General features: G+C 69.9%; 14 protein-coding genes and 1 pseudogene. 8 read left to right on the top strand and 7 right to left on the bottom strand.

The window, feature by feature from the left end:
* The first annotated feature begins 387 nt into the window (after nt 1-387).
* The 6 genes and pseudogenes from MAA44156_RS15570 (at nt 388) to MAA44156_RS15595 (ending at nt 8,061) form a co-directional block, all read left to right on the top strand.
* Nucleotides 388-1,584: a PPE family protein gene (locus tag MAA44156_RS15570; RefSeq protein WP_023869599.1), complete on the top strand. Its 1,197-nt coding sequence runs from the start codon at nt 388-390 to the stop codon at nt 1,582-1,584.
* 26 nt (nt 1,585-1,610) lie between these two features.
* Entirely contained in the window at nt 1,611-2,183 is a 573-nt protein-coding gene (locus tag MAA44156_RS15575; protein ID WP_009975311.1) for a dTDP-4-dehydrorhamnose 3,5-epimerase family protein, read from the top strand.
* Nucleotides 2,168-3,720, top strand: a pseudogene (locus MAA44156_RS15580) (sugar transferase). The gene MAA44156_RS15575 and the pseudogene MAA44156_RS15580 overlap by 16 nt, the downstream one beginning before the upstream one ends.
* An 11-nt stretch (nt 3,721-3,731) precedes the next feature.
* Nucleotides 3,732-5,207: an oligosaccharide flippase family protein gene (locus MAA44156_RS15585; protein ID WP_003872761.1), complete on the top strand. Its 1,476-nt coding sequence runs from the start codon at nt 3,732-3,734 to the stop codon at nt 5,205-5,207.
* On the top strand, nt 5,204-7,006 hold the full coding sequence (locus MAA44156_RS15590) for a glycosyltransferase (protein ID WP_009975313.1): 1,803 nt from the start codon (nt 5,204-5,206) through the stop codon (nt 7,004-7,006). The genes MAA44156_RS15585 and MAA44156_RS15590 overlap by 4 nt, the downstream gene beginning before the upstream one ends.
* A gap of 11 nt (nt 7,007-7,017) precedes the next feature.
* On the top strand, nt 7,018-8,061 hold the full coding sequence (locus MAA44156_RS15595; RefSeq protein WP_009975314.1) for a glycosyltransferase family 4 protein: 1,044 nt from the start codon (nt 7,018-7,020) through the stop codon (nt 8,059-8,061).
* An 8-nt stretch (nt 8,062-8,069) separates the two neighbouring features.
* On the opposite strand, the gene MAA44156_RS15600 is transcribed toward MAA44156_RS15595, so the two are convergent.
* Entirely contained in the window at nt 8,070-8,555 is a 486-nt protein-coding gene (locus MAA44156_RS15600; RefSeq protein ID WP_009975316.1) for a glycosyltransferase, read from the bottom strand.
* Nucleotides 8,552-9,007, bottom strand: coding sequence for a glycosyltransferase family protein (locus MAA44156_RS15605; protein ID WP_003872765.1), 456 nt, complete (start codon nt 9,005-9,007; stop codon nt 8,552-8,554). The genes MAA44156_RS15600 and MAA44156_RS15605 overlap by 4 nt, the downstream gene beginning before the upstream one ends.
* A 254-nt stretch (nt 9,008-9,261) precedes the next feature.
* On the opposite strand from MAA44156_RS15605, the gene MAA44156_RS15610 reads away from it, so the two are divergent.
* Nucleotides 9,262-10,386, top strand: coding sequence for a Gfo/Idh/MocA family protein (locus MAA44156_RS15610; RefSeq protein WP_029248398.1), 1,125 nt, complete (start codon nt 9,262-9,264; stop codon nt 10,384-10,386).
* Nucleotides 10,383-11,270, top strand: a complete 888-nt coding sequence (locus MAA44156_RS15615; RefSeq protein ID WP_010949041.1) for an aldo-keto reductase family protein — start codon at nt 10,383-10,385, stop codon at nt 11,268-11,270. The genes MAA44156_RS15610 and MAA44156_RS15615 overlap by 4 nt, the downstream gene beginning before the upstream one ends.
* Before the next feature lie 7 nt (nt 11,271-11,277).
* On the opposite strand, the gene MAA44156_RS15620 is transcribed toward MAA44156_RS15615, so the two are convergent.
* Genes MAA44156_RS15620 through MAA44156_RS15640 form a run of 5 tightly spaced genes read right to left on the bottom strand, consistent with a single transcriptional unit; the run spans nt 11,278 to nt 17,876 of the window.
* Nucleotides 11,278-12,960, bottom strand: coding sequence for an FAD-dependent oxidoreductase (locus tag MAA44156_RS15620; RefSeq protein WP_009975318.1), 1,683 nt, complete (start codon nt 12,958-12,960; stop codon nt 11,278-11,280).
* Nucleotides 12,957-13,865 carry an aldo/keto reductase gene (locus MAA44156_RS15625; RefSeq protein ID WP_009975319.1) on the bottom strand — a complete coding sequence of 303 codons (909 nt, stop codon included), beginning with the start codon at nt 13,863-13,865 and terminating at the stop codon, nt 12,957-12,959. The genes MAA44156_RS15620 and MAA44156_RS15625 overlap by 4 nt, the downstream gene beginning before the upstream one ends.
* 31 nt (nt 13,866-13,896) lie before the next feature.
* Nucleotides 13,897-14,910, bottom strand: a complete 1,014-nt coding sequence (locus MAA44156_RS15630; protein WP_009975320.1) for a glycosyltransferase family 4 protein — start codon at nt 14,908-14,910, stop codon at nt 13,897-13,899.
* Between the two features lie 15 nt (nt 14,911-14,925).
* A complete protein-coding gene (locus tag MAA44156_RS15635) occupies nt 14,926-16,416 on the bottom strand; it encodes an O-antigen ligase family protein (protein ID WP_009975321.1) in 1,491 nt (496 codons plus the stop codon).
* The gene (locus MAA44156_RS15640) at nt 16,413-17,876 is read right to left on the bottom strand and encodes a tyrosine-protein kinase domain-containing protein (protein ID WP_009975323.1); all 1,464 of its coding nucleotides are present in this window, start codon (nt 17,874-17,876) and stop codon (nt 16,413-16,415) included. The genes MAA44156_RS15635 and MAA44156_RS15640 overlap by 4 nt, the downstream gene beginning before the upstream one ends.
* Nucleotide 17,877 lies beyond the last annotated feature (1 nt).

Here is a 17,877-nt window from a genome sequence, read left to right on the forward strand (position 1 = left end):
CACAAGTACCTCGGTTCTTTTAGGGGATCGGAGCGAACACGGATTCGCGTCGCTCGAGACATTTAGCCCACCACAGAGGTTAGCAGTCATACGGCTGTCCTGGTTGACGCGCTCTTAAATACCTGCGGTCTAGGTCACACCGTGTTGTCAAACTATTAGTATGTTTTGTACGCTATTGTGTGATGGTCAGTTTGCAGACGGGCTAAACAACGTCTCGGTCGTCTTTTCCGCGTAAGGGGAAACACATGTCGTTCGTCACGGCGAACCGCTGATCACCGGTCCCGCAGGGGCCACAGACCTCGGCTGACCAGGACTTTTCCGCTGCATCGACGGTGTGGGGCGGTGCCGGCGCCGCCGCCGCGGTCCTGCGCAGGGCCGGGAGCTGACGTGATCGACTTCGGAGCGCTTCCCCCGGAGGTCAACTCCGCGAGAATGTATGCCGGGCCCGGCCCGCTGTCCCTGACGGCCGCCGCCGTGGCCTGGGACGCGTTGGCCGCCGAGCTGCACGCCGCGGCCAGTTGCTACCGCTCGGTGATCGCCGGGCTGACCACCGGACGCTGGCTGGGGCCGTCGTCGCTGGCGATGGCCTCCGCGTTCGCGCCGTACATGGCCTGGATGGCCGGCGCCGCCGGTCGGGCCGCCGAGACGGCCGGTCAGGCCCGGCTCGCCGTCGAGGTCTTCGAGGCCGCCTTCGCGATGACGGTCCCGCCGCCGGCGGTCGCCGCCAACCGGGTCCAGCTCGCGACGTTGATCGCGACCAACTTCTTCGGCCAGAACGCCGCGGCGATCGCCGCCACCGAAGCCGAATACGCCGAGATGTGGGCGCAGGACGCCGCCGCGATGTACGAATACGCCGCCGGCTCGGCGGCCGCCTGCTCGGTCACGCCGTTCACCCCGCCGCCCGACACCACCGACGAGGCCGGCGTCGCCCGCCAGGCCGCGGTGGTCGGGCAGGTCACCACCCAGGCCGAACTCAACCACACGGTGTCCAAGATCCCCGCCACCCTGCAGGGGCTTTCCTCACCGATGACCGCCGGGCTGGACACGGTCACGGACACCGGCAGCGGGGCCGCCGGGGGCGCCGCGGCCGGGGCGGCCAACTCGACCACGTCGTCGATCATGACGGGCCTGGCTTCGGGCATACCCGGCGCCATTCCCAGCGCCTTCTCGGCCGCGGCCACGCCCCTGTACGGAATGTCGTCCATCCTCGGCATCGCCCAGACCGCCCAGGGCCTGGCCAAGGCCGCCGGCGACGGTGTGGCGGCCGCGGCGTCCGGGGTCGCGAGTGCGGCCAGCTCCGGGGCCGGGGCACTCGGATCGCTGGGCTCCGGCGTGCTCGGCACCCTCGGTAAAGCGGCCGCCTTGGGACCGTTGGCGGTGCCGGCGAGCTGGACGAGCGTGATCCCGGCCGCCCACAGCGCCGTCTCCGCGCTGCCGACGATCAACCTCGCCGGCGCGAACGTGCCGCCCAGCGTCATGGGCTCGCTGCCGCGGCTGGCCGCCGCATCGGGCAAGACGCTCGGCCCGCGCTACGGCGTCATCCCGACCGTGATGACCCGCCCACCGTCCGCCGGATACGCCTGAGCCCCGCCGGGAAGAAGGAGCGGTACGTGAAGTACACACCCACCAAGGTCGCCGGGGTGACGATCATCGACCTCGAACTCCGTCGCGACCATCGCGGCTTTACCTGGCGGTCGTTCTGCGCCCGCGACTTCGCCGCTCATGGGCTCAATCTCGATGTGGCGCAGACGAATATCGTCTTCAACTACACCCGCGGCACGGTGCGGGGGCTGCACCGCACGGTGCCGCCGCACGCCGAGGCCACGCTGCTGCGCTGCACCCGTGGCGCCATCGTCGCCGCCGCGGTGGACGTCCGCCCCGACTCGCTGACCTACGGCGACCACGTGATGATCGAGCTCACCGCCGACGACCACCGGACGTTGTTCCTGCCGCCCTACGTCGCCCACGGCTTCCAGACGCTGGTCGACGACACCGAGGTCACCTACCACACCAGTGGGCGGCACGCGGCGGCCGAAGAGCAGGGATTGCGCTGGGACGACCCGGAATTCGGAGTCACCTGGCCGATACCGGTCACGGTCATCTCCGAGCAGGACGCGAGCTGGCCCTCAGCCCAGACCAGATTGGCACCAATGGAACAGGTGGCACCATGCCTCAGTCGGTGATGATCCGTAACACGGTGGACGCCATGCCCGCTCGGTGGTCGCCGAAGCACCGGCCGGCGGCCCTCACCGCCGTGGCGCGCGACGGAACCGGTGCCCGGCCGCCGGCACCGCCGTACGGCGGTGGCAGGACCACTATTCGCAGGGCCTGCGGGTCACCGACTCGGTGATCGTATTCGTCTCGGTGCTGCTCGCGCAGTACGTCCGATTCGGGGAGGTCGCGAACACCTCCGGCTACTCCGACCCGGTCATGACACTGTTCTCCGTGCTGTTCGCGCTGCTCTGGCTGTCGGCCCTGGCGGTGTTCCAGACCCGCTCGACGCGAATCATCGGTTCGGGAATCGACGAATACCGCCGGATCGGCAGTGCGTCGTTCTGGACGTTCGGCATCATCGCGATGGTCACCCTGTTGGCCAAAGTGGATCTGGCCCGCGGCTACCTGGCGATCGCCCTACCCGTCGGCACCCTGGGCCTGCTGGCCAGCCGCAGCCTGTGGCGCCAGCACATCTCCCGTCAGCGTGCCCACGGGCATTGCCAGTCAACGGTTTTCGCCATCGGCGACCGCCAGGCCGTCACCCACCTGGCGCACGAACTGGTCCGCGACCCGCGCAACGGCTGCACCGTGGTCGGCGTCTGCATCCCCGGATACGGCCCGCCCCGCGGCGAGATCCTGACCGTCGCCGGGCACGAGGTCCCGATTCTCGGTGACGAAACCGACGCGGTGGCCGCGATCTGCAGCACCGGCGCGGACACCGTCGCGGTCACCCGCACCGAGCATTTCGGTGTCCACGGAATCCGGGAGCTGATGTGGCAGCTGGAGACCATGGACGTCGACCTGGTGGTGTCGCCCGGGGTGATGGACGTCGCCGAAGCGCGATTGACCCTGCGCCTCACCGCCGGGCTGCCCCTGCTGCACGTCGAAAAGCCGCAATACGAAGGGACGCAACGCTTCCAGAAGCAGGCCTTCGACATGGTGTTCTCGCTGGCCGCGCTGATCGCGGCGGCGCCGGTGATGCTCGCGGCCGCCCTCGCCATCAAGCTGACCAGCAAGGGCCCCGTCTTCTACCCGTCCGAGCGGATCGGCCTCGACGGAAAGCCGTTCACCATGCTGAAGTTTCGGACCATGACCGACGGCGCCGACACCCAGCTCGAGCAGCTGCTGTCGGTGAACGAGGGCGCCGGGGTGCTGTTCAAGATGCGCCAGGACCCGCGGGTCACCCCGGTCGGCAGGATCCTGCGCAGGTTCAGCATCGACGAGCTGCCCCAGTTCATCAACGTGATCAAAGGGGACATGAGCGTGGTCGGGCCGCGGCCCCCGCTGCGGCGGGAGGTCGAAAGCTACGACGGCGACGTGAAGCGGCGGCTGCTGGTGAAGCCGGGCGTGAGCGGACTGTGGCAGGTGAGCGGCCGCTCCGACCTGTCCTGGGAAGAATCGGTGCGGCTGGACCTGTCCTACGTCGACAACTGGTCCATGGCGGGCGATCTCATGATCATCGCCAAGACCGTCAAAGCCGTCTTGACGAGCCACGGCGCCTATTAAACTCGCCACCCATGAGTGAGCCGACGGCAGCCGCCGCGGTCGTGCCCTCGGTGCCGCTGGCCCGGATGGCCCACGCGTTCTCGGTCCAGTTGATCTGCCGCGCACTGGGGATGCTGGCCTCGGTGGTTTCGGTGGCGATGACCGCACGCTATCTGGGTCCCGGACGCTACGGCCAGCTCACCATCGCGGTGGCGTTCGTCGCCATGTGGACCAGCTTCGCCGATCTGGGCATCGCCACCGTGATCGTGCGACGGGTGACCTCCGGCCGCGGCGATTTGGAGCGCCTGGTGCGCATCAACAGCGGCCTGGCCCTGCTGTACTGCGTTCCGCTCGCGGCGCTGGCGGCAGGGTCGGGGTTGCTGATCTATCACGACACCGAGGTGCGGGTGATGCTGGTCGTGCTGTCGGGTGGACTGCTGCTGCAGACCATGACGACGCGATTCGAGCCGGTTTTCCTTGCCACCGTCCGGTTCTCGGCGGTGGCAATCTCCGACGTCACCGCCCGGGTGGGCACCCTGGCCATGGTCGCCTGCCTGGTCGCGGCGCACGCCAACGTGATCTGGTTCGCCGTCGCCCAGCTGATCCCGCCCGCCGTGCAGCTGCTGATCCAGGGCGCGGCCGCGATGCGGCACATCTCGGTGCGGCCGCTGTTCGCCCCGCGAGAGGCCGCCGATTTATTGCGGGAAAGCTTGCCGCTGATCGGTTTTCTGATCGTCGGGCTGCTGTACTGCCGTGCCGACGGCGTGATCCTGTCCCTGCTGAGCACCCACTCCGAGGTGGGCGTCTACGGCCTGGCCCTGACAATCGCGTTCAACACGATCGTGGTCTCGCTGATCTTCCACAAGTCGACGTTGTCGACGGCCACCGAGCTGTTCGCGCGGGACGTCGCCGCATTCGCCGGCTTCCTGCGCCGCAGCGTGGAATTGATGTCCTTCGTGGCGGTCCCGGTCGCCGTGGTCGGCGCGCTGCTCGCCGGGCCGCTGATCGGATTGTTCGGCAAGAGCGCGTTCATCGAGCGCGGCACGCCCACGCTGGCGTTGCTGTTCGTCGCGGCGGCCCTGCGGTTCGTCGGCGGCACGCTGGGCCAGGGCCTGGTGGCCTCGCATCACCAACGGGTGCTGCTGTGGTTGACGGTCGCGACCCTGGCGCTCAACGTCGGGCTCAACCTCGCCCTGGCGGGGCGGTACGGCGCCGTCGGTCCGGGCGTGGCGCTGGTGTGCACGGAGTTGTTCAACATGGCCGTCTCCACCTGGTGGCTGCGCCGCCACTGCGGCTACCGCACCCCGGTCGCGTTCGTGCTGCGGCTGCTGGTTCCCACCGGCGCGAGTGTCGTTGTGGCGCTGCTGCTTTCGGGCCACCATGTGATCCTGGTGCTGACCGCGGCGGCCGTGGCCTACCTGACCACCAGCGCGGTGTTCGGCCCCATCACCTGGTCCAGCCTGGCCTCGTTGCGGGCCTCGTTGCGTGAGAAGCAGCCGGCGGCATGACGTCGAAGGCAGACCGGGCATACCTGAAGCGCCCGGCCGGCGGTGCCATCGCGCTGCCGGCCGAGCGGCCGCTGGCGCTGTTGGTCGTCACCGACGGCGACCGCGACCGCACCAATACGTGCCTGGCCAGCGTCGCCGAGCACCTGCCCGACCTGCCCGTGTACGCCTACGGCGCCGAGGTGGCGACGAAATACCCTGGAGTGCACTGGGTTTCGGGTCCGCTGGACGTCTGCCCTGCCGTCGCCTTCAACGTGCTGGCCGAGCACGCACCGCCCGACGCCGACCTGTTGCTGCTGCCCGCCGACACCCGGCTGCTGGGGCCGCTGACCCGGACCCGGGAGCTGCTGCGCCGGCCCGGGGTGGCGGCCGTGTCGCCGATGGCTCCCGAGGCGAGCGCGCCCCGTCGCACGCCGGGGAACCTCGTGACGCGACGCTCGCCGTGCCTGGCGATCAACCGCGCCGCCTGGAACGCCCTCGGCGCCTTCGACGAAGAGTTCTTCGGTTACGGCGAGGCGGCCGACTGGCAGGCCCGGGCCCACGCGGCGGGCTGGCGTGTCCTGACGGTCGACGAACGCGGCGTCGAGCACACGGCGACCGGGCCGCAACGCCTCACCGACGCGGCGCACCGGCGCAATCGTGACCTGGCGCGCGCCAACGCCGCCCTCCTGCTCGAGCATCGGCGCGGCGTGCACCGCGCGGATGCGTACCTGGCCGGGGCCGCCGCGTGGGGGCGACTGCGGCGGCCGAACCGCCGGCGCACCGAGCTGCCGTCGGTCGTGATCACCACCAACCGCCTGGTCTACGGCGGAGCCGAGCGGCAAAAAGCGCTTCTGGCAACCGAATTGGACCGGCGCGGCTACCCGGTCACCATCGTCTGCGTGCAGCGGTTCGGCCCGCTGATCGCCGAAATCCCGGACACGGTGCGGGTGATCCGCCAGCCGTGGTGGGCGCCGATCATCGACCTCGCCGACGGCCCGGCGGTGCTGATCTCCGGCGACACCAACACCGAGGTGGGGTTCGCCACGCTGTGGCGGGCCGCCGGCCGCGGCCGGCGCTGGATGGTCGCCCCGCATGTTCCGCCGGAGCCGGACCGGCTTATCTACTCGCGGCCACTGATCGCCGCGATGCGCAGGGCGGACGGTTTCATCGTGCTGGCGCAACGGCATTGGGACATGCTGCTCGACCAGCATCGGCTGCGGGGGCGCCACTTCATCGCGCCCAACGGGGTGGTCGTCACCGGCGACCCGGCCCCGCGGCGGCGCGCCGACGGTGCGCCGCTGCACCTGGTCATGCTGTCGCGCATCGTCGAGCACAAGAACCCGCATCTGCTGATCGAGGCCTTGCACGGGCTGGCCGAAATGCCTTGGCGGCTCTCGATTTTCGGTGACGGTCCGGACCGGCAGCGGCTGGAGGCGGGCACGCCGGCGGCGCTGCGCGATCGGGTGCGCTGGCATGGCTGGTCGGCCGGCCCCGGCCCGGCACTGGCCGACGCCGACCTGCTGTGTGTGCCCAGCCGCTCCGAAGCGTTCCCGCTGGTGATCGTGGAGGCGATGGCGCGCGGCGTGCCCGTTGCCGCGTCGGCGATCTGCGCCGTCCCGGAAATGCTGGATTTCGGGCGGGCCGGATTCCTCGTCGAGCCGGTGACCGTGTCCGGGTGGCGCGAATGTCTGGCCCGGATCATGGCCGACCCGGACGCGCTGCCGGCGGTGGGACGCCGCGGCCAGCAGCGCATGCGCAAGCACTACACGGTGCAGGCCATGGCCGATGCCTACCTGGACGCGATCGGAGCCGTGCTGTGAATTCCCCTCGGGTGCTGTGGCTTTCGCCGTGGACGCGGCCGGCGGTGCGGGTGCAGGCCGAGGCGCTGCAGCGGCACGGCGCCGAGGTCCTACTGGTCACCTCCGATCAGCACCCGGAGTCCGACGCCGCGCGCGACTACGAGCTGGTGCTCGACCCGCGATTCCGCACGGCCGCCACCTGGCTGCCCACCCTGCGCGCCTGGCGCCGCGTCCGGCGGTTCCGGCCGGACGTGGTGCTCGCCGAGCTGGTCCGCGATCCCCGCTGGATCGCGCTGGCCGGGTGGGCCCCGCGCATCCAGGTGGTGCACGACGACCGGCCGCACGACCCCGACGAACTGACACCGGCCTACGAACGGGCCGTGTTCGACCGCTGGGGCGCACGATCGGCCGCCACCATCGCCTACAGCGACTATGTGGCGGCGGCCATCTCGGCGCGCCGCGACGTCGCCGGCACCCCGGTGCACGTGGTGCCGCTGGCCAGCGACCTCGACCTGGACCGGGTTCCGCCGTTCGTCGGTCCCGAGGGGCGCCGGGATTTCGTCATGTTCGGCCGGCTCAACCCCTACAAGAACGTCGACGTGGTGCTCGGGGCCTGGCAACGGCACGTGGTCGGCGGCGGCTGGCGCGGCGACAACCTGGTGCTGATCGGCGACGGGCCGCTCGACGTGAAAACCCTGCCCAAACACACCCGCTGGCGCAACGGCAGCTTCCGCTACGCCGACGTGATCCCCACCCTGGCCGCCGCCAAGGGATCGATCGCCCATTACCGGCGCGCCTCGCAAAGCGGTGTGCAATCGCTGTCCATGCAGCTGGGCGTCATGCCGATCGTGTCGACCGCCGGCGCGTTGCCCGAGTATCAACCGCCGGGCTGCGCCCCCATCGGCATCGACGACGTCGCCGGGCTCGCGGCCGCCTTCGACCTGCTGGCCGATCCGGTCACCGCCGCGCGGCACGGTGCCGAGGCCGCACGCCACTACCAGCGCCGGTGCGCGGTCGACCTTGTCGCGGAACGCATTTTGGACGTGGTCGCCGAGGTGCTGGCGCGGCGAGGATGACCGGATGCTCAGGCCAGTCCGCGCCAGAACGTCTCCAGCCAGCCGGTGAGTTCGCGGGCCCGGCCCAGCGCATCGGCGGGAGCCGACCGGGACCGGGTGGCCACGATGGCCGCCGGGAGCTCGGTGGTCTCGCGCACCACCGTGGCCAGCCCGGCGGTGGCCAACTTCTCGGCGAACGGCAGCTGATGATCGTCGACGTGCTCGCCGCGCGACGAACGGCGCGGCACCATCACCGGATGCTTGCCCTGCTCGATGCACAGCAGCGTCGATCCGGCGCCGGCGTGGGTGACCGCGACCGAGGCGCGCCGGATCTGCTCGCAGACGTCGCCGAAGGACAAGAAGCGCTCGAACCGGGCGTGGCGCGGCTCGAACCGGCACGTCCCGAGCTGCACGAAGAACTCCTCGCCCACCGCGTCCGTGCGCGCCAGCTCGTCGACCGCGCGCGCCAACCGGTCGAACGGATGCACCTCCATGCCCATGATCACGAAGATCACACGATCCTCCCGTGGTATTCGGCGGCCGGGATCCTCTCAGCCAGCTCGGGCCACTGCACCAGAAGGTGGGAGGCGAACGGCTTGACCATCCGCGCGGTCAGCGACAGCTCGGTGATGCGGGTGACGGACTCGACGAACACGGCGGGGATCCGCAGCAGCCAGGCCAGCCAGATAAAGGGCGCCGCCACACCGGAACCGGTGGTCAGGATCATGGCCGGCCGGTGGCGGGTTAACAGCCGCAACGCGAGCACCAGGTTGCGCAGCAGGTTGGGAACGCTACGGACGGTCGGGTGCGCCGCCCAGTAGACCTCCGGCTCGTCGCGCAGCAGATAACGGGCGTCGGCGGTCGCGAAACTCACCCAGAACCGATCCTTGTCCTGCCAGAACTCCCGCAGGCAGAACATCTCGTAGATGTGCCCGCCCGACGAGGCGATCAGCAGCAGCCGGCCCATGTCTCCCCTCACCTGAGGCGCTCGCGCCGGCCCGCCGGCTGCGCCGCGACGATCCGATGCCACCGCGCGGCCGGCGGGGCCGAGATCGCCTTGAAAAGACTAACTCCCGCGCCCGCCCACGTTCGGGGATTACCGACGACGAAGAGATCGACCGGATTTCGCGTTGACGATCCGCCCGCGGTGCTAACGTCCACGGTGTTGGCGGGCCGTACCCGTTGCCGATGCGGCAGTGGAAGCGAGTGAAGGCGCGAAGCATGATTCGAACGGCCGTGGTCGGCCTGGGAAAAATGGGTCTTTCGCACCTGGCGATCCTGCGCACCCACCCGGACCTCGACGTGGTCGGGGTGTGTGACTCCGCGGGCTATCTGCGCGACATCCTCGGCAAGTACACGGGTCTGGACTGCTACGACGACCTCGACCGGATGCTGACGCACACGCGGGCCCAGGCGGTTGTCGTGGCCGTGCCGTCGCGGCTGCACGCACCGATGGTCGAAAAGGCCCTTGCCCGAGGGTTACACGTCTTCTGCGAGAAACCGTTCGTGCTCGATGTCCGCGACGGCGAGCGCCTGGTGACGTTGGCGGAGACCAATCGGCTCGTCACCCAGGTCGGCTACCACTGCCGCTTCATCGGCGCCTTCCGGGAGGCGGCACGCATCGTCGCGTCCGGCGGGCTCGGGCAGGTGCACCACGTGCGCGCCGAGGCTTACGGGCCCGTCGTGCTACGCCCGAAGGGCAGCACCTGGCGCGGCGTGAAGGAGGAAGGCGGCGGTGCCCTCTACGACTATGCCTGCCACGCCATCGATTTGATGAACTTCATCGCCGGTGTGCCGCATTCGGTCGACGGGGTGGTGCGGCACAGCGTCTTCTCCCGCGACGTCGACGACGAGGTCTACTGCACGCTGCGCTACGACAACGGCGCCAGCGGCCAGTTGTGCGTCAACTGGAGCGACGAGAGCTTCCGCAAGATGTCGACGAAGATCTCGGTGTGGGGAACCAACGGCCGCCTCGTCGCCGATCGCCAGGAGTGCCAGATCTACCTTCGCGAAACGCACCCCGGGCTCCCCGAGTTGGGGCCGGGCTGGACGATCCGCTACACCACCGAGCTCACCGACGAGGTCTGGTATTACCTTCGGGGCGAAGAGTATTCGGCGCAGCTCGACTATTTCGCGCAGAGCGTCAAGAACAACCGCCGCGACGGCGAGAACACGTTCCGCTCCGCGCTCGACGTCGACCGTGTCGTTGCGATGATCACCGGCGCCGCCCTGGCCGGGCGCCCCGTGTCGCCGGCCCTCCCCGCGGTCAACGGGTCGCCGCGCGGCGCGTTTCGGCGCGAGATCGCCGCGCGCATCAAAAAACTCGCGGCCATGAGGGCGTCGTGAGCATGGACCGGGTGCTGTTCGGAGACAACCAGTTCTTCGGGGTCAACCACATGTCCGAGGAGAAGGCGCGCGCCCAGGCGATCCGGTTCCAGCACCTCGGGCCGGTGCTGGACACGCTCGACGCCGCCTACCGGGAAGGCATCCGCACCTTCGTCTGCACCACCCACGACCGGGTCGGCGAGATCTGCGATCACTTCCGCGCCAACCGTTCCCGCTACCCCGATTACGTCTTCTACCCGTGCATGCCGTATGCGCACAAGTACGCCAACGCCGTGACCGAGTTCGGCATGCTCGATGCGCTGCGCCGGTTCCTGCCCGACGACGGGGCGGTCCGGTCGATGTTCAAGGGCGGTGTCGCCCTCGCCGGCAAGGACATCGAGCCGATCATGCAGCTGTTGGTGGACGCCGAGATGAAGATGTTCGCCGGGTTGTCCACGCCGGTCATCTTCATCCAGAACGTGGTCACCGACTTGCTGCTCGGGCTCGGCATGCACGACGCGTTCCGCTTCTTCTCCGACCACGTCCGGCTCAAGTACGGCGCCGAGCCGGGCTTCATCACGATGAACCTGCCGCGGCTGCTCGACGCCCTGGACGGGCAAGGGATCGAAAACCCGATCGTGTGCGCCAATTTCAACAAGATCGGCTTCCGGATGTGCGGCGGAATCGAGCTGTACGAGAAGACGATCCGCGAGCGCCGCTGCCGGCTGATCGCGATGTCCGTGCTGGCGTCCGGCGCGATCGAGCCGCGTGCGGCCATCGAGTACGTCTGCCGCCAGCCGCAGATCCAGTCGATCGTGTTCGGCGCGTCCAGCGGGGCGAACATCCGGCAGACGAAGTCGCTGATCGACGAGTTCTGGCCGGTGTCGGCCCGATCGACGAATTGACCGCCCCTTAGCCCGGGTAGGCGCGCGAGGCCGCAAGATGCTCGGCCAGCCGGACGCCGAACGCGATCCCGAGCAGCGTGGGGTTGGCCTGGCTGGACGTCGGCAGCACCGAGGTGGCGGCGACGTAGAGCCCACGCACCCCGTGCACCTGCAGCTGGGGATCCACCACACCGTCTTTCGGCGACGCCGACATCCGGGTGGTTCCGGCCTGGTGGAAACCGGCCCGCCGCCGCATGTAGCCGCGCACCGAGGCCTCGACGTCGTCGGTCAACCACTCCACCCGTCCCGCCCCGTGGCGGCGCAGGTGTTCGTCGATTACACCGATCGCCGTGCGCACGCTGGCGTAGTCGGCGTCGGAGAAATGCATGCGGGTGCGAATCCGCTTCATGCCCAAGCTATCTCGTTCGTCGGACAGTTCGACCCGGCTCTCCCAGTGCGGAAGATGCTCGCCGTGGTACTGCAGCAGGTACCGGTTGTCGGCGCTGCGCACGAAGAAGCCCGGCGCCTTCCTGCCCCGCCGGACGAACCGGGCGTAGCAGAACGCGACCGCGAACCCGATCGAGCCGGGCAGATCCGCCGCAATGTTGCGCAGATGCGCCAGTATCCGCGGCGGGCCGTCCGTCTTGGTGTGCGCCTCGCGGATCGCTGCCGCCAGCAAGAACCGGCCGAGCGGGGAGATCAGCGTCAGATACACCCCGGACAGGATGCCGCTGCCATGACTCGGGTCGCTGATCGGGGGATTCACCAACCATATTGCGGCATTGGACATTCCGGCTTCGCGCAGCAGGCCCGGGTCGAAGGTGAAGCGGCGCCGCACATACACGCCGTCGCCGTCGCGTTCATATCCGTGGATCACCCGGTCGGTGCTGAATTGCACCCGCGCGACCCGTCCTTCGACGTGGGCCATGTACCAGCGGCCCAGGTGTCCGCCCGTGTTGCCCAGCCCGCCGGGGTGATAACGGTCGGAGGCCAGCAGCAGCCGGGTGGCCTCCAAACCGCCGGTCGCGATGACGTAGTCGGTGGCGACCACCTTGCCCTGGGCGCCGGGCAACGTCTTGACCACCAGGTGATCGACGCGGCCGCCGGCCGGCTCGGTCACGATCTCGGTGCAGGTGAGTCCGGTCCACAGCGTCAGTTCGGCGGTGCGCCGCAACGCTTTTCGATAATGCCGGCCGAACCGGGTGGGCAGCGCCCAGCGCTCCAGGTCGGTGCTGCGGACGGCGCCGTCGGGCAGCCCGGCGACCAGGTCCCGGTGCGCGAGTTCGGGGATGTCGCGGGCGTTGAACACCGCCCGGCCGCAGGCCGCCCAGTCGCAGGCCCGCTGCAGGTACGGCTCGACGTCGTCGTATCCGATCGGCCACGGCGCCTGTTCGGTGATAAGCCGGTGCTCGAAGTCGATGCGGTCGAACTTGACGCAGCGCCCACCCCACAGCGCCGAGGTTCCTCCCACCTGCCGGCGCACCGTCAGCCCGCTGCGCGAATGGAAATAGTCGTCGTGCCGCGAATCGAATTCGGCCAGTTGCTGCGCCGCGCGGTCCGGGCGCTGCGCACCGCTTTCGATCAGCACCACCTGCACACCCGAGGCGGCGAGTTCCAACGCGGTCACGATGCCGATCGGGCCGGCCCCGACGACCGCCACGTCGGTGGTGATGGTCATGCCGGGGGTGAAGTCCCGCGCGCCGCGGATCATCCGGCCCGCCCCTCGCGGAATTCGGTGACCAGGGCGAGGAACCGCGCGACGGTCTCGGCGTCCGGGGCAGCGACGGCGGCCGCCGCCTCGGCCACCCGCGGCGGCCGGGTGGTGCTGTAAATGATTGCGCGGCAACCGGTTGCGGTGGCCGACGCGGCGAGGATCAGCCGGGCGAGCGCACCGGGTGCCAGCGGGTCGAGCTGCAGGGCCCGGCGCCAACGTCCCGCCAGCTCGGGGTCGGCCCGCAGGGCCGCGGACAAGGCGGCGTGCGGCCGGCGCAGCACCGCGAACGCGAGATCGGCCGCGCGCGGGGCGGGGTCGAGCAGGTCGCTGCGCAGCTGGCTGATCCCGTGCGGGGCGAATGCGCGGGCGAAGTCGACCTCGAGCCCCTCGTCCTGGGAAACCCCCCAGCCGCGGATTTTGCCCTGCCCGCGGGCGCGCTCGAAGAATTCGCACAGTTGCGCGGCGGCGACCGTGTCCTGGGGCCGGGGAGCATGGACGAAGAGAATGTCGACGTAATCGACCCCGAGGGCCGTCAGACTGCGATCCAGGCTGCGCGCCGCGCCGGCGGCGTCGTACACCCGGGCGGTCGCCGGGGGTTCCTGCTGCCGCTTGACGATGCGGCGCAGCGTGGGTGCCTTTTTCAGCAGTGCGCGCGCCGGCGCCTGGAAGCGGCCGAGCCGGCGAGCCGCGCCGCCGACGTCGATGCCGAACTTGGTGGCGATGGTGACGCTGTCCCGGTCGACGGTGCGCAGGAAGGCCCCGAGCTCCGCCTCCGCCCGCCCCAGCCCGTACATGGGTGCGGTGTCGAAATGGGTGATGCCGCTGTCGAGCGCGGCGCCGAGCACCGCCATCCGGTCCTTGCGCGACGGCGACTGCATCAGCGCGCCGCACCCGAAACCCATTGCGCTGACCGTCAATTGCCCTCCGGCGAGCTCAACCCGCCGCAATGTCGCAGCCCTGGTAGATGCGGCGCAGCTCGGCGTCGATGACGCGCGGGCTGCGGGTGGCCGCGATGTGTTGTTGACCGCGTAACCCGTCCCGCTGCGCCAGCTCCGGGTCGCGCAGGTACCGGCCGATCGCGTCGGCCAGCGCGGGCACGTCGTCGACCGGGACCAGCATGCCCGGGTCGGGGGCGATCTGCGCGGTCCCGCCGACCGGAGTCGCCACGAACGGCCGCGCGCCGGCCAGCGCCTCGGTCAGGATCATCGGCATTCCCTCGGCGAACGACGGCAGCGCCACCACCCGGACCGAGCGGAGCAGCGCACGGACCCGGTCGGGAGGTATCGGGCCCTCGACGGTCAGCCGCTCGGTGGCCGGCGGGATGTAGTCGTCGATGGGACCGATTATCCGGCAACGGCCTTCGATGCCCTCGGCGAGAAGCAGCCGCCAGGCAGCGACCAGCCGGTCCACCCCTTTGCGGCGCCCCACGGTGCCGGCGAACAGCACCACGGGCGGCGTCGAGCCGGCCCCGGGCGCCTCCTCGTCGACCACGATCGGGTTGGGCACCACGGCGGTGCGCACCGTGGGCGCCACCTCCAGCAGCGCGGCGCGCGCCTGCTCCGACAGCAGGATCACCTTGTCCGCATGCCGCAACATGGCGGCCACGAAGCGGGGGCGGCTCCGGGCGAACTCGGGAAAGTCGGAGCCGTGCAGGGTGACGATCACCCGAAACCCCTTGGCACTGGCCAATCTGATCAACGGTCCTTCGCGCAGCCAGGCGCCGCCGTTGGAGACGTGGAAGTGCACGATGGACCCGGCCGCTGACCGGGCCAGTGTGGTCCCCGCCCGCGCGGTGAGCCACAGGTTCTTGACCTGGTTGGGGCCGTTCCACGTCGACAGCACGCGAATCCGGTCGGCGCCGATGTTGTTGTCGTGGATGACCCGGATGACGGACTGCGTGCCGCCGATGCTGTACCTGTCGGGCCCTACGTGTGTCACCGCGATCATCGTGGCCGACCCCGACTAGCTGGAAGTGCCCACGCCGACAGGGGAATTGGAGATGGGGACGGGCGGAGCGCAGCGATCGTCGAGCTGCCTCTCCCGTCGGCGCAGGCCGGCGTAGCCCATCGCCGCCCCCAGCGCCATGCCCAATCCCAGGGCGTCCATCGGCATCTCCGGCAACGGCCACACCGCGGAGATCGCCAGCAGGCCCGCGGCCACCGCCGCCGCGATCTTGGCCGGCCCGGACGTACACCGCAGCGCCAGGATCACCGGCGTGAGCGCGAACAACACGAACGCGGCCATGCCCACCGCCCCGGCCTTGGCCAACCACCACAGGTAGAAGTTGTGCGAATACGCCGGATAGAGGTATCGGTGGAATTCGTCGTCCCCGGTCGGCGGCTGGTACACGTAGCCCAGGCCGTGGCCGAAAAGCGGTGCGCTGGCGATGGTTTCCTTGAGAAGGTTGATCTCGCGCAGTCGTTCCAGCGCCGAATCGTCCACCGCGAGCGCGCTGGACGTCACCCCGCCCAGCACCCGCTGGTTGAATGCGACGTACTGGTCGGCGAGCCACGCCCCGGTCTTCGACCGCTGCAGCAAAAACAGCGACCCGGGCACCGTCACCGCGACCAGGGTCGCGCCGACCGTCGCGGCCACGATCGTCCGCCGCACCGCCGCCCAGCTCAGGCTGCCCAGCAGGGCCACCGCGGCCGCCACTCCCATGGAGATCAGCGTGTTACGGGAGAAGGACAGCAGCGAAATGCTCAGTGCCGGTGGGCCTAACGCCAGATACAGCCTGGGCCGCACCCTGCCGACGATGGGCGCGGCGACGAGTGCGCTCAGCACCGCGGTGGCCGGCGTCTGGGTGGACAGAATGATGCGCATCGCCTGGCCGGCGCCCGTGGTGCCCTCCAGGCTCTCCGCCCGGCCCGCCAACCGGATGGAGTACAACGAACTCACGATCGCCATGCCCGCCGAAAACCACAGAATCGCGATCATCACCCGGATCGACCAGGTGACGTGACCGCTGTAGACGACGAACAACGCGAGCACGAAACCGAGGGCCATTTCCAGCATGGTGGTCGACTCGCGGGTCACCACCAGCGCGGAGTTTCCGACCAGGAACCCGGTGACTGTGGAACACACCGCGGTGACGGCCAGGATCCCGGGCAGCAGGAAATCGGAGGACCGCGGTTTGGCGGCCGGGATCAGATAGCAGATCGCCAGGAAGGCGGCCAGGTGGTAGGCGTAAATGGTCAGCGGGCCAAAGACTTTGCCGACGTGCAACCCTTCGGGCAGGGCCGCGAATGCCCCGAACAGCGTAACCCCAACCATCCCTTCGGGTTTCACCCAATACACCACCACGCAGAACAACGCGGCGGTCAGCAGCACCCCCTCGGTGGTCCGGCGCACCGACAGCACCCCGAATACGAAGCACCCGAACACGAACATCGCCAGCAGGGCGCCGTCCACTGCCAGGCGGTGCCGAGCCCGCAGGTACGGAATCGGAATCACGCCGGCCTGCTGACCTTCGACCGGTAGGCGCGGTCGGCGGCCCGGATGTGCAGCGACTGGCGGGCATCGGTCAGCACGGTGCCGACCACGTGTGCCCCGGCCGCGCGCAGCGCGGTCAACGCGTCCTGCAGTTCGTCGGCGGTGGTGCGCTTGGCCCGGACCACCAGCACCGTGGCCGGGACGGCGCCGGACAGCAGGCCGGTGTCGGCGGTGGCCAGCACCGGCGGCCCGTCGATCACGATCCGGTCGAAGCGCGAGGACAATTCCTGCACCACCCGGTCGACCACTTCCGGCAAATACGCACTGGGAGGCAGACTTTCGCGGCGAGCCGACCGCGACGCCAAGATGAACAGCCGCGAAATCGGCGTCGGCTTCACGACTTCGGCCGCGGCGGCGGGGTTGGCCAGCGCGCTGGCGAGTCCCTCCCCCGATTCGACGCGCAGCAATCCGGCGATCACGTGCCGGCGGCTGTCGCCCTCGACGAGCAGTGCGTCCTCGCCCATCTCGGCAAGCGCGAGCGCCAGGTTCATCGCGGTGGTCGTCGTGCCTTCGCCGCCGAACGGCCCGGTCACCAGCACCTGGCGGGCGTCGGGGCCCATCGCCCTGAGCAGCCGGGTGCGCATGCCGCGCACCGCGTCGTCGAATGCGGTGTCGGTGCCGAACCGCGGTGTCCCGCCCCGCCGTCCGGGCAGCTCGGCCAAAGTGGGCAGGCCCGAAAGCTCTTCCAGCTTCGCGCGGGTGCGCACGGTGCGATCGCCGGCCTCGCGGGTCAACGCCACCGCGATGGCCAGCAGCAGACCGGCGATGAACCCGATCACCATGTTCCTCAGCGGCACCGGCGAAACCGGGACGTTCGGCACCCGGGGCGGCTCGACCATGGTGGCCCGCGCGAGCGGCCACGGCTTGCCCGTCGGCCCCACCGCCGCCGGCGCTTCCGGCGGCTGGCCCGGCGCTGGTGTCGTTTCGGCCACCTCGGGTCGTGGCCCCGCGGTCGCCTGCGCGCCCACCGTGTTCGGGCCGGTATTCGGGGCGATCGTCGGCAGCAGCGCGCTGAACTGATTCGCCATGGCGCCCGCCAGCGCGGCGGCGCGCGCCGGGTCGGTGTCCTTGACGCTGATGGTGAACATCACCGACTTCGGGGTGTATTTCACTTGGGTCTGGCTCAGCAGATCGTCGGCGCTCATCGGAAGCTGGAGCTGACGGATGGCCCGCTCGGCCACGATGTGCCCGCCGGCGATCTGGGCGTAGGACGACAGCCGTTCCTGTGCCGTTTCCGTGCCGCTGTACACCTCGTTGAGGTCGGTGGCACCGGAGAACGAGATGAGTACCGTGGCCGACGACTGGTAGTGCTTGGTCTGCAGTGCCGTGACGAACGCGGCGCCGACGGTACACGCCAGCAGGGCGGTCAGGGCGAGTTTCCAGTGCGCGCCGAGAATCCGGACGAAGGTACGGAAATCCATC

The organism is Mycobacterium avium subsp. avium, from assembly GCF_009741445.1.
Taxonomy (GTDB): domain Bacteria; phylum Actinomycetota; class Actinomycetes; order Mycobacteriales; family Mycobacteriaceae; genus Mycobacterium; species Mycobacterium avium.

Excerpts from the sequence above, each read along its gene's own strand:
- MAA44156_RS15585 (WP_003872761.1), top strand. The coding sequence starts at position 3,732 with ATGAGTGAGCCGACGGCAGCCGCCGCGGTCGTGCCCTCGGTGCCGCTG.
- MAA44156_RS15590 (WP_009975313.1), top strand. The coding sequence starts at position 5,204 with ATGACGTCGAAGGCAGACCGGGCATACCTGAAGCGCCCGGCCGGCGGT.
- MAA44156_RS15605 (WP_003872765.1), bottom strand. The coding sequence starts at position 9,007 with ATGGGCCGGCTGCTGCTGATCGCCTCGTCGGGCGGGCACATCTACGAG.
- MAA44156_RS15610 (WP_029248398.1), top strand. The coding sequence starts at position 9,262 with ATGATTCGAACGGCCGTGGTCGGCCTGGGAAAAATGGGTCTTTCGCAC.
- MAA44156_RS15620 (WP_009975318.1), bottom strand. The coding sequence starts at position 12,960 with ATGATCCGCGGCGCGCGGGACTTCACCCCCGGCATGACCATCACCACC.
- MAA44156_RS15625 (WP_009975319.1), bottom strand. The coding sequence starts at position 13,865 with ATGGGTTTCGGGTGCGGCGCGCTGATGCAGTCGCCGTCGCGCAAGGAC.
- MAA44156_RS15630 (WP_009975320.1), bottom strand. The coding sequence starts at position 14,910 with ATGATCGCGGTGACACACGTAGGGCCCGACAGGTACAGCATCGGCGGC.
- MAA44156_RS15640 (WP_009975323.1), bottom strand. The coding sequence starts at position 17,876 with ATGGATTTCCGTACCTTCGTCCGGATTCTCGGCGCGCACTGGAAACTC.